The 12179-nt window shown below is 67.2% G+C and carries 10 protein-coding genes; 4 read left to right on the top strand and 6 right to left on the bottom strand.

Translation table 11 applies throughout. The features are described 5' to 3' along the window. The first annotated feature begins 163 nt into the window (after positions 1-163). Positions 164-403, top strand: coding sequence for a DUF3203 family protein (locus ACDI39_RS05490; protein WP_225789039.1), 240 nt, complete (start codon positions 164-166; stop codon positions 401-403). A gap of 119 nt (positions 404-522) precedes the next feature. Continuing rightward, complete coding sequence (gene mapR, locus ACDI39_RS05495; protein WP_225789038.1) at positions 523-1932, top strand: GntR family transcriptional regulator MpaR; 1410 nt, start codon at positions 523-525, stop codon at positions 1930-1932. Between the two features lie 237 nt (positions 1933-2169). Here mapR and ACDI39_RS05500 read toward each other — a convergent pair whose 3' ends face one another. The 6 genes from ACDI39_RS05500 to ACDI39_RS05525 form a co-directional block, all read right to left on the bottom strand. Further along, positions 2170-2916, bottom strand: a complete 747-nt coding sequence (locus ACDI39_RS05500) for an SDR family oxidoreductase (protein ID WP_225789037.1) — start codon at positions 2914-2916, stop codon at positions 2170-2172. A gap of 99 nt (positions 2917-3015) precedes the next feature. Then, the gene (locus ACDI39_RS05505) at positions 3016-4551 is read right to left on the bottom strand and encodes a DHA2 family efflux MFS transporter permease subunit (RefSeq protein WP_225789036.1); all 1536 of its coding nucleotides are present in this window, start codon (positions 4549-4551) and stop codon (positions 3016-3018) included. Then, positions 4548-5741, bottom strand: a complete 1194-nt coding sequence (locus ACDI39_RS05510; RefSeq protein WP_225789035.1) for an HlyD/EmrA/EmrK family protein — start codon at positions 5739-5741, stop codon at positions 4548-4550. The genes ACDI39_RS05505 and ACDI39_RS05510 overlap by 4 nt, the downstream gene beginning before the upstream one ends. 30 nt (positions 5742-5771) lie before the next feature. Further along, the gene (locus ACDI39_RS05515) at positions 5772-6245 is read right to left on the bottom strand and encodes a MarR family winged helix-turn-helix transcriptional regulator (RefSeq protein ID WP_225789034.1); all 474 of its coding nucleotides are present in this window, start codon (positions 6243-6245) and stop codon (positions 5772-5774) included. 76 nt (positions 6246-6321) lie between these two features. Next, positions 6322-6960, bottom strand: a complete 639-nt coding sequence (locus ACDI39_RS05520) for a response regulator transcription factor (RefSeq protein ID WP_486537958.1) — start codon at positions 6958-6960, stop codon at positions 6322-6324. Between the two features lie 12 nt (positions 6961-6972). After that, positions 6973-8379, bottom strand: a complete 1407-nt coding sequence (locus tag ACDI39_RS05525; RefSeq protein WP_486537960.1) for a sensor histidine kinase — start codon at positions 8377-8379, stop codon at positions 6973-6975. Between the two features lie 192 nt (positions 8380-8571). Between ACDI39_RS05525 and ACDI39_RS05530 the strand changes: the two genes are divergently transcribed. After that, positions 8572-10194: an acyl-CoA synthetase gene (locus ACDI39_RS05530; protein WP_253091455.1), complete on the top strand. Its 1623-nt coding sequence runs from the start codon at positions 8572-8574 to the stop codon at positions 10192-10194. A gap of 92 nt (positions 10195-10286) precedes the next feature. Next, positions 10287-12056, top strand: a complete 1770-nt coding sequence (locus tag ACDI39_RS05535; RefSeq protein WP_486537963.1) for an acyl-CoA dehydrogenase C-terminal domain-containing protein — start codon at positions 10287-10289, stop codon at positions 12054-12056. Positions 12057-12179 lie beyond the last annotated feature (123 nt).

The raw sequence follows: 12179 nt of genomic DNA on the forward strand, positions 1-12179 counted from the left end.
AGGCCATGTGGGAGCGGGCTTGCCCGCGAAAGAGCCCGCACGGCTTTAAGACGTTGACCATACCGCTACCCGGGAGTGCGACCGGATCCGCCGAGCGGAACGATGCAGCAACCCCAATGCCTGCGCGGTCACAACCAATGACCGCCACCAGGAGGAACCCGCCATGCCCGTTGAAATCGACGAAAGCACCCGCCGCTGCACCCTGATCGGCGAAGACCTGCGCATCGAGGGCGATGGCCCGGATATCGAGATCGTCACCGACGAGCAACTGCGCATGTCCGTGGCGCTGCTCGCCGGCCAGCGCGTGCCGATCACCGAAGCCGAGGCCGATGCCCTCACCGTCGCAGGCGCGCTGGACAGCCGCCGGCACCTGAAGGCCAGCACGCCAGGCTCGGTGATCTAGCGACAATCTGATACGGTTTTCATCGCGCAAGCTGAGTCTGTACTGAAAACAGGGCACACCTCATACTGCCTGGGCCGGGCGGCATTCCTACGCCCTTCACCCCGCCTGGCCCAGCCACAATGAAACGCTACGAACGATTCGCCGACGACATTGCCGAACTGATCCGCTCCGGGGTGCTCGGCCCGGGCCAGCGCGTGCCATCGGTACGCTATGCCAGCCAAACCCACGGGGTCAGCCCGTCCACGGTGTTCCAGGCCTACTACCTGCTCGAGCGCCGTGGGCTGATCCGCGCCCGGCCGCGCTCGGGCTATTTCGTCAATGCCCATGCGCCCCGCCAGTTCAGCGAGCCCCAGGCCCTGGCGCCGGCCGGCGGCTCCACCGACGTGGACGTCAGCGACCTGGTGTTCTCCATCCTCGACTCGATCAAGGACCCGCACACCGTGCCGTTCGGCTCGGCCTTCCCCAGCCCGGGGCTGTTCCCGCTGCAACGCCTGGCACGCTCCCTGGCCAGCGCCAGCCGGGCCATGGACCCGCACATGGTGGTCAGCGACCTGTCGCCGGGCAACCCGCAACTGCGCCGGCAGATCGCCCTGCGCTACATGGTTGGCGGATTGATGTTGCCGATGGAGGAACTGCTGATCACCAACGGCGCCCTGGAGGCCCTGAACCTGTGTCTGCAGGCGGTCACCGAACCTGGCGATCTGGTGGCCATCGAGGCGCCGGCCTTCTACGCCTGCCTGCAGGTGCTGGAGCGGCTCAAGCTCAAGGCCGTGGAGATCCCGGTGCAACCACGCGAAGGCATGGACCTGGACGCCCTGGCGCAAGCCCTGGAGCAGCATCCGGTCAAGGCCGTGTGGTGCATGACCAACTTCCAGAACCCGGTGGGCGCCAGCATGCCGGAGGCGAAGAAACAGGCACTGGTCGAGCTGCTGCGCCGCCACCAGGTGCCGTTGATCGAGGACGATGTCTACGCCGAACTCTATTACTCGCAGCAGGCGCCCAAGCCGGCCAAGGCCTTCGACAGCGAAGGCCTGGTGATGCACTGCGGCTCCTTCGCCAAGAGCCTCGCACCGGGCTACCGCATCGGCTGGGTGGCCGCCGGACGCTTCGCCCGCAAGATCGAGCGGCTCAAGCTGATGACCTCGCTGTGTGCATCGATGCCAGCCCAGGCGGCGATTGCCGACTACCTGCAGCATGGCGGCTATGACCGTCACCTGCGCAAGTTGCGGTACGCCCTGGAAGGGCAACAGGCCAGCATGCTCGCCGCCATCGCCCGCCACCTGCCGGCCCAGACCCGGGTCAGCCAGCCCACAGGCGGCTACTTCCTGTGGCTGGAGCTGCCCGAACGGATGGATGCGCTCAAGCTGTTCCACATGGCCCTGGCCCAGGGTATCAGTATCGCCCCGGGGCCGATCTTCTCGCCCACCCGGCGCTTTGGCAACTGCATCCGCCTGAACTATGGCAGCCCCTGGAGCGATGGCGCGGAGCAGGCGATGGCAACCCTGGGGCGGATCGCACGATCGTTTTGACAGCAGGGATTACACGACCCTTCGGGCTGCGCTGGGGCACAGGGAACGTTCGGCTGACAGCGCCCCCAAAACGCCCTAGTGTCCTGTCTCGGAAATACGTTCTCTTTTGGCGAGTGGCTTGGGTGTTCGGCCAAGGCGCCGCGACGAGTCATAGCAGGGCTATGGCGAGCAGTGGCAACGCCGGCCGGGCGCCCAAGACGCCGCCAAAAGCGAACAGCTTATTCCCGAGACAGGACACTAGCGCCCGCCCCCCAGCTCGATGAAGCTGCCGGTGGAATAGGACGCCTTGTCCGACAGCAGCCAGAGGATCGCCTCGGCTACTTCCTCGGGTTGCCCGCCACGCCCCATGGGCAGCCCTGGCTCGAGCTTGGCCACCCGCTCGGGATCGCCGCTCAGGGCATGGAAACCGGTATGGATGTAACCCGGCCGCACGCCGTTGACCCGCACGCCCTCGCCCGCCACTTCCTTGGCCAGGCCGATGGTGAAGGTGTCCAGTGCGCCCTTGGAGGCCGCGTAGTCGACATATTCGTTGGGCGCCCCGAGACGCGCGGCCACCGACGACACGTTGACGATGCCGCCGCCCTGGCCGCCATGGCGCCGGGCCATGCGCAGCAGGGCATGCTTGGCGCACAGCATCGGGCCGACCACGTTGGACTTCATCACCTTGAGCAGGCGGAACTCGGACATTTCCTCGACCCGGCTCTGCTGGCCGATGGTGCCGGCGTTGTTGACCAACGCGGTGACCGGGCCGAGCTCCTGGTCGACACGGTGGAACAGTTGCATCACCTCATCCTCGACGCTGGCGTCGGCACGCACGGCGATGGCCATGGCACCCAGCGCGCGGACCTGGCCGAGCACCTGTTCGGCGGCCTGGTCGTCGGCGTGGTAGTTGATGCAGATACGGTAACCTTGCCTGGCCGCCAGCAACGCGGTGGCGGCGCCGATGCCACGGCTGGCACCGGTGATCACGATGACTTTCTCCATGAGCCTGCCAATTGCCTGGGAATGAACCTTCGACAATAGGGGAAAAGCGCCCGATTGTGAATGCCGGCGGGGCAGCGCCCCTAAAGGGCGCTCACCGGCTCAATGCCCCGCCGAAGCCGGCCCGGCCTTGGCCGTGAACGGCGGACGCGCCAGCCATACCAGCAGGATCAGGCCGGCGAATATCCAGGTCATCAGGGTGAAGTAGTCCACCGTCGACATCATGTACGCCTGCCCGTTGAGGATCTGCTCCAGCTGCGCGTAGCTCTGCGGGTTCGCCCCACCCAACTGCTCCAGCGCATGACGGGTGGCCGGGTCGTACTGGCTGATGTTCTCGCTCAGGTAGGCATGGTGCTGGTCGGCCCGGCGAATCCAGATCCAGGTGGTCAGCGAGGCGGCGAAGCTGCCGCCAAGGGTGCGCAGGAACGTGGCCAGGCCCGAGCCATCGGCGATCTGGTGGGGCGGCAGGTCCGATAACAGGATGCTCAAGGTCGGCATGAAGAACAGCGCCACACCGATCCCCATGAACAACTGCACCAGCGCCACGTGCTGGAAGTCCACCTCGCTGGTGAAGCCGGCCCGCATGTAGCAACTGGTGCCGATCGCCAGGAACGCCAGCCCCGCCAGCAGGCGCAGGTCGAATCGGTGGGCGTACTTGCCGACGAAGGGCGACATGAGCACCGGCAACAGGCCGATCGGCGCCACCGCCAGGCCCGCCCAGGTGGCGGTGTAGCCCATCTGCGTCTGCAGCCACTGCGGCAGGATCAGGTTGATGCCGAAGAACCCCGCATAGCCACCTACCAGCACCAACGTGCCGATGCGAAAGTTACGGTGCACGAACAGCCGCAGGTTGACCACTGGATGGCGGTCAGTCAGCTCCCAGATCACGAAGATCGCCAGGAACACCACCGATATCAGGCTGCCAACGACGATGAACGACGACTCGAACCAGTCCAGGTCATTGCCTTTGTCCAGCACCACCTGCAACGCACCGACGCCGATGACCAGGGTCAGCAGGCCGATGTAGTCCATCGGCTGACGGCTGGTGAGCACCGGCCGCGCGCGCATCTGCTGGCGCACCACGGCGGCGGCGAACAGGCCGATAGGCACGTTGATGAAGAAGATCCATGGCCAGCTGTAGCTGTCGGTGATCCAGCCGCCGAGGATCGGCCCTGCGATCGGCGCCACCACCGTGACCATGGCCAGCAGGGCCAGGGCCATCCCCCGCTTGGCCGGCGGGTATACCGCAATCAGCAAGGTCTGGGTCATCGGATACAGCGGGCCTGCCACCACCCCCTGGAGCACACGGAAGGCCACCAGCTCGGGCATCGACTGGGCGATGCCGCACAGGAACGAGGCGAGCACGAACAGCAGCGTGGCCCAGATGAACAGCTTCACCTCGCCGAAACGCCGGCTCAGCCAACCGGTCAGCGGCAAGGCGATGGCGTTGCTCACGGCGAACGAGGTGATCACCCAGGTGCCCTGCTCGTAGCTCACCCCCAGGTTGCCGGAGATGGTCGGCAAGGCCACGTTGGCGATGGTGGTGTCGAGCACCTGCATGAAAGTCGCCAGCGACAGGCCGATGGTGGTCAGCAGCAGGCTCGGCGGCGTGAACTGGGCGGGTGCGTTGTCGCTCATCGCTGGGCCGTCTTGCCGGACGCGCTGTTCTCGTGGATCAGCCGGGCGATCAGGTGGTCGGCCTCGACCAGTTGGCGGTCATACACCTGAGTGGTGTAGCTGGCCTGCTGCGGCGGTTGCTGTGCCAGGGCCGGGCCACTCTGGTCGTGCAGGTCGACCTCGACCACGGTGGACAGGCCGATGCGCAGCGGGTGCGCCTTGAGTTGCTGGGGGTCGAGGTGAATACGTACCGGCACCCGCTGGACGATCTTGATCCAGTTGCCGGTGGCGTTCTGCGCTGGCAACAGGGCGAAGGCGCTGCCGGTACCGGCGCCGAGGCTGTCGATGGTGCCGCTGTACTTCACGGCGCTGCCGTAGAGGTCGGCGGTGACCTCCACCGGCTGGCCGATGCGCATGTCGCGCAGCTGGGTTTCCTTGAAGTTGGCGTCGATCCACACCTGGTCCAGGGGGATCACCGCCATGGTCGCGGTACCCGGCTGCAGGCGCTGACCCAGTTGCACGGTGCGCTTGGCCACGTAGCCGGTCACCGGCGCCACCAGGGTGGTGCGAGCGTGGTCGAGGTAGGCCTGGCGCAGGTCGGCGGCGGCGGCCATGACCTCGGGATGCGAGGAGACCACGGTGTCGTCGACCAGCGCAGTGCTGGTGCTGAGCTGCTGACGGGCATTGTCCAGGGCGCTCTGGGCGGCGCTCAGGTCGTCGCGGGAATGGGAAAGCTCCTCGGCGGCGATCGCCCCGCTGTCGGCCAGCACCTTGCGCCGCTGGTAGTTTTCCCGGGCCTTCTTCAGTTCGGCCTGGCGGGTCTGTACCTGGGCCTTGAGGGCATCGACGTTGCTGTACAGGCCACGCACCTGGCGTACGGTGCGCGCCAGCCTGGCCTCGGCCGATTGCAGGGCGACCTCGCTGTCGGCCGGGTCGAAGCGCAACAGCACCTGGCCGGCGTGGACCAGGTCGCCATCGTCGGCACCGATGCTGGTGACGGTGCCGGTCACCAGGGGAGTGATTTCCACCACGTTGCCGTTGACGTAGGCGTCGTCGGTGCTCTCGTGCCAACGCCCGACCAGGGCGTACCAGGCCCAGGTGGCGGCGCCGGCGAGAACCAGCACGAGCAACAGGCCCAGCAGCCAGGTCTTGCGCTTGCGCGAGGCTTCAGGCGTCGCGCTGGTGGAGGTGGTGTCGACGGGAGTGGCCATGACGGTACCTTGGATGAATCGTGACAGGGATCAACGATCGCCGAAGCGGCGGATCGTCAGGGGGTCGCCGGCGCTGATCAGCACCTTGGCCAACAGGCCTTCGAGGGTCTTGAGTTCTTCCGGTTGCAGCACGCCGAGCAGCTCGTTCATCGATGCCGCGCCGATCTGCGGCAGGCGATCGGCCAGGCGCTGGCCCTCGCGGGTCAAGGCCAGGCGCACCTGGCGACGGTCTTGCGGGCAGCGATTGCGCAGGACCAGCCCCTTCTGCTCGAGGCGGTCGAGCATGCGCGTCATCGAGCCGCTGTCCAGGCCCAGGTAGCGGCACAGCTCGGCCGGGGTGTCCACCTGGTACTGGGCGACGATGATCAACACCTTGAACTGCGCGGCGGTGATGCCGTCGGCCTCCAGGTGCGAATCGAGGATGCGGTCCTTCAACAACGTGGCACGGCCCAGCAGCATGCCGAGGGTGCAGCTCTGGAAATTTTCCGGGGTGAAATGGGACATCGGGGTCGGCTCGAACAATTGTGTAAAAATATTACTGCCTAGGCAGTGAATGTCAAAACCTTTATTAGGTGGCTACTCAAACCACCCGGGCAGCCGCCAAGCCCAGCGCCTGCACCTGCCCACAGGCAATCGCCATCCCCACCAGCTCCGCCAGGCTTGCCGCCTGCATGCGCTTCATCACCCGCCCCCGGTACAGGTCCACGGTCTTGACGCTGACCCCGAGCTGCTCGGCGATCTCGCGGTTGCTCAGGCCCTGGGCCAACGGGATGAACACATCCCGCTCGCGCGGCGTCAGCCCATCGATGCGCGCCTGCACGGCGGCCAGCGCCTCGCTGCCCTGGTGCTCGCGGCGAGCGTGGCCCAAGGCCGCGTGGACACTGTCGAGCAGCAACTGGTCGTTGTAGGGTTTCTCGATGAAATCGCAGGCCCCGGCCTTGAAGGCACGGACCACGATGGGCACATCGGCGTGCCCGCTGACGAAGATCACCGGGATCCGCCGCCCACGCTCGCGCAACGCCTCCTGTACCGCCAGCCCGCCCAGGCCAGGCATGCGCACATCCAGGAGCACGCAGGCCGGCCCCCGGTCGTCGCAGGCGTCCAGGAACGCCTGGCCGCTGGTGAACGGCAGCGCACACAGCCCCACCGACTCCAGCAGCCAGACCGTCGAATCGAGCATGCCTTGGTCGTCATCGACCACATAGACCTTCGCTTGCACCTTCACCCTCCCTCATCCCTTGTTCGCCGGCAGGCGGCAGCACAACACCAAGCCGCCCGCCTCGCCCGGCCGCGCCTGCAGGCTGCCACCGAAACCCTCGACGATGCTGCGGCTCATGCTCAGGCCGAGCCCCAGGCCGTCCGCCTTGCTGGTGGTGAACGGCGTGAAGATCTCGTCCAGACGCTCGGCAGCCACGCCCGGCCCTTGGTCGGCGACCTCCACCTGCAGCCAGTCGCCCTGGCGCACGGCGCCCAGCAGGATACGCGAGGGCTTGCCATCGTGCCGCTCGCGGTTGGCGTCGATGGCATTGCGCAGCAGGTTGAGCAGTACCTGCTCCAGCAGCACGCGGTCGGCATGCACGCTCGGCAAGGTCCCGCTCATGCGCAGCTCGATGCTGACCTGCTCACGCGCCGCCTCCCAGGCGCACAGGCGCATCGCCTCGCCGGCCACCTCGACGATGTCGAGTGCCTGCAAGTGTCGCGGTCCCTTGCGCAGAAAGGCCCGCAAGCGGCGGATGACCTCGGCGGCATGGGTAGCCTGCTCGATGATGCGCTGCAGCCCCTGGCCGACCCGCTCGCGGGCCTGCGGGTCGCGCTCCAGGCCTTGCAGGTAGCGCTGGCTGGCGTTGGCATAGTTGACCACCGCCGCCAGCGGTTGGTTGATCTCATGGGCGATGCCCGACGCCAGTTCGCCAAGGGTGGCCACCCGGGCACCATGGGCCAGGCTCTCCTGGGCCTCGATGCGCAGGCTGATGTCGCGGGACACGCTGACGATCTCCACCACCGCGCCGGTGTAGGTCTCGCGGATGGCCCGGCTGGCGATCTCGAACCAGCGATAGCCGCCAGCGGCATGGCGGACCCGGCAGGTCATGGTGTGGTAGCCATCCTGGTCCAGGGCGGCAGCGGCCTGCTGCAGGGCCTGGCGCCGCTCGCGGGGATGGAGCAAGGCACGGACCGGCATGCCGCGCAGTTGCTCCGGCCACAGGCCGAGCAGGCGAAATGCCGCGGGCGAGGCATCGAGGAAGCGGCCATCGGGGCTGTGCCGGGAGATCAGGTCGGTGGTGTTCTCGATGATCAAGCGGTACAGGCGCCGGGCTCGGCTGGCCTCGCGGGAGCCGTGGCGCTCCTCGCTGGCGTCGCGGCAGCGGGCCAGCACCTGCTGGCCGCGGTCGTCGGGGATGAAGGTCCACAGCAGGATGCGCTCGCCCTGCTCGGCCTCCACCTCAGCGATGGCCCGCCCCTGGCGCAGGCAGGCACGCACCAGCGCCGCGCTGTTGGCCGGCAACCAGCGCGCCAGCGGCGGCCCCGCTTCGATCAGCGCCTGCAGGGCCGCGTTGAGGGCCAGCGGACGGGCATCGGGCGCCAGCAGCAGGCTGGGTTGGGGATCCTTGGCGAGCAAGGGGGATAGGTGCTTGTCCACGGTTTCGGGCTCGTTCTTATAGTAGTTTTACTATATTGCTATAGTCGATATTCCATCTACCATAGCGGTTCGCTTAAAAATGCGACAGGGGAAGCGGCGCCCACGCGCGCTCCCCACCCTGATCAGAGCTAACAATCAGCCACCGGGGGCCATGCGCACAGGCTGCGCCTGCCTCCCCTACAGGACCACCGCATGTCGATCTTCTCCCAGGGCCTGATGCCCGCCCCTGTCAACCATGTCGCCCTCACGCCGCTGAGCTTCATCGAACGCACCGCCGCGGTGTACGGTCATTACCCGGCCGTGATCCACGGTGCCCTGCGCCGCGACTGGCGCCAGACCTACGAGCGCTGCTGCCGCCTGGCCAGCGCCCTGGCCGGACGTGGCATCGGCCGTGGCGACACGGTGGCGGTGATGCTGCCGAATATCCCGGCGATGCTCGAGGCGCACTTCGCCGTGCCGATGATCGGCGCGGTGCTCAACACCCTGAACGTGCGCCTGGATGCCGAAGCCATCGCCTTTATGCTGCAGCACGGTGAGGCCAAGGTGCTGATCACCGACCGCGAGTTCCACGCCGTGATCGAAGCCGCCCTGGCCCTACTCGAACACCCGCCCCTGGTGGTCGACGTGGACGACCCGGAGTACGGCGAAGGCCGCGCGGTCAGCGAGCTGGACTACGAGGCCCTGCTCGCCGAGGGCGACCCGGCGTTCGCCTGGGAATGGCCGGAGGACGAATGGCAGGCCATTTCGCTGAACTACACCTCCGGCACCACCGGCAACCCCAAGGGCGTGGTCTACCACCATCGCGGCGCCTACCTCAATGCCCTGGGCAACCAGATCACCTGGGCCATGGGCCATCACCCGGTGTACCTGTGGACCCTGCCGATGTTTCATTGCAACGGCTGGTGCTACCCCTGGACCATCACCGCCCTGGCTGGCACCCATGTGTTCCTGCGCCGGGTCGACCCGCAGAAGATCCTCACCCTCATCCGCGAGCACCGGGTCACTCACCTGTGCGGCGCGCCCATCGTGCTCAATGCCCTGGTGAACATGCCCGAGACCGACAAGGCGGCCATCGACCATCCAGTGCAGGCCATGGTCGCCGGCGCCGCACCACCGGCCAAGGTGATCGGCGCGGTGGAGGAAATGGGCATCCAGCTCACCCATACCTACGGCCTGACCGAGGTCTACGGCCCGGTGACCGTGTGCGCCTGGCACGCCGAATGGGACGACCAGCCCCTGGAGCAGCGGGCACGGATCAAGTCGCGCCAGGGTGTGCGCTACCCGACCCTCGATGGCCTGATGGTCGCCGATCCGCAGACCCTTCAGCCGGTGCCCCGCGATGGCAACACCCTGGGCGAGATCTTCATGCGTGGCAACACGGTGATGAAGGGCTACCTGAAGAACCCCGAGGCCACCGCCGAGGCCTTCCGCGGCGGCTGGTTCCACACCGGCGACCTGGCCGTGTGGCATGCCGACGGCTATGTCGAGATCAAGGACCGGCTCAAGGACATCATCATCTCCGGGGGCGAGAACATCTCCACCCTCGAGGTCGAAGATACCCTCTACCGGCATCCGGCTGTCCTCGAGGCAGCTGTGGTGGCCCGCCCGGACGAGAAATGGGGCGAGACGCCCTGCGCCTTCGTCGCCCTCAAGCCCGGCCACGGCGCCACCCGCGAGGCGGACATCATCGCTTGGTGCCGCGAGCATCTGGCCGGTTTCAAGGTGCCGAAGACGGTGGTCTTCGGTGAGCTGCCCAAGACCTCCACCGGCAAGATCCAGAAGTACCTCCTGCGCGACCAGGCCAGGGCCCTCTGACCCCAACGCCTACCTCACCGGCCATGTCGCCCCCCTACCAGGGTGGGCGACCCTGCGCCGCGGATTCCTCCCTTGCATTCGAGAGCTCCCAGATGTCCCAGTACACGGCCCCCTTGCGCGACATGCGCTTCGTTCTCCATGACCTGTTCGATGCCCAAGCCCTGTGGGCCCGCCTGCCGGCGCTGGCCGAGCGGGTCGATGCCGACACCGCCGACGCCATCCTCGAAGAGGCAGCGAAGATCACCGGCCAGTTGATCGCCCCGCTCAGCCGCAACGGCGACGAACAGGGCGTGCACTTCGAGGCCGGCCAGGTGACCACCCCCGACGGTTTCCGCGAGGCCTGGCGGACCTACCGCGAAGGCGGCTGGGTTGGCCTGGGCGGTAACCCCGAGTACGGCGGCATGGGCATGCCGAAGATGCTCGCCGTGCTGTTCGAGGAGATGCTCTACGCCGCCGATTGCAGCTTCAGCCTGTATTCGGCGCTGAGCGCCGGCACTTGCCTGGCCATCGATGCCCATGCCGACGAGGCCTTGAAGGCCACCTTCCTGGCGCCGCTGTACAGCGGCCAGTGGGCGGGCACCATGTGCCTGACCGAACCCCAGGCCGGCACCGACCTGGGCCTGATCCGCACCCGTGCCGAACCCCAGGCCGATGGCAGTTACCGCATCAGTGGCAGCAAGATCTTCATCACCGGCGGCGAGCAGGACCTGACCGAGAACATCGTCCACCTGGTGCTGGCCAGGCTGCCGGACGCACCGGCCGGCCCCAAGGGCATCTCGCTGTTCCTGGTGCCCAAGTACCTGGTCGAGGCGGACGGTAGCCTGGGCGCGCGCAATGGGGCGCACTGCGGCTCGATCGAACACAAGATGGGTATCAAGGCCTCGGCCACCTGCGTGATGAACTTCGACGCGGCCACCGGCTACCTGGTCGGCGAAGCGAACCGCGGCCTGGCGGCGATGTTCACCATGATGAACTACGAGCGCCTGTCCATCGGCATCCAGGGCATCGGCTGCGCCGAGGCCTCGTACCAGAGCGCCGCGCGCTACGCCTGCGAGCGCCTGCAAAGCCGGGCCGCCGCAGGACCGCAGGTACGCGACGGGATCGCCGACCCGATCATCCACCACGGCGATGTACGGCGCATGCTGCTGACCATGCGCGCGCTCACCGAAGGCGGCCGTGCCTTCGCCGCCTATGTCGGCCAGCAACTGGACTTGTCTCGCTACGCCGAGGACGTCGGCGAGCGTGAGCGCGCCCAACGCCAGGTGGCCCTGCTGACTCCGGTGGCCAAGGCGTTCTTCACCGACAACGGCCTGGAAAGCTGCGTGCTCGGCCAGCAGGTATTCGGCGGCCACGGCTATATCCGTGAATGGGGGCAGGAGCAGCGGGTGCGCGACGTGCGTATCGCGCAGATCTACGAAGGCACCAACGGCATCCAGGCCCTCGACCTGCTGGGGCGCAAGGTCCTTGCCGACGGCGGCCAGGCCCTGTTCGCCTTCACCAGCGAGGTCCGGGCCTTCTGTGTCGACGCCCCACTGCACCGCGATGCCCTGCTGGAGGCCCTGGTGCGTCTGGAGCGCACCAGCCAATGGCTGCTGGAGCAGGCGCCTCGGGACGTCAACCTGGTCAGCGCCACGGCAGTGGAATACCTGCACCTGTTCGGCCTGACCGCCTACGCCTACCTGTGGGCACGTATGGCGGCCATAGCCCAGCGCAAGCTCGACGAGGATCCGGCGTTCCTTGGTGCCAAGCTGGCCTGTGCCGAGTTCTTCTTCCAGCGCCTGCTGCCGCGCAGCCTGGCGCTGGAAGCCAGCATCCAGGCCGGTAGCGCCAGCCTCTATGGCATGGCGCCAGGGCAGTTCTGAACTCGGGCTGTGCGGGATTGGGCCGGTTGAGTGTCAGAACCGGCCCTTTATTCAGACGAAAAAACGCACATTTGATAGTCATTCGCCATTATCTCGGTTCTCGCAGCCCCTTCGCAGGGGTAG

Source organism: Pseudomonas sp. Tun-23181 (assembly GCF_057415455.1).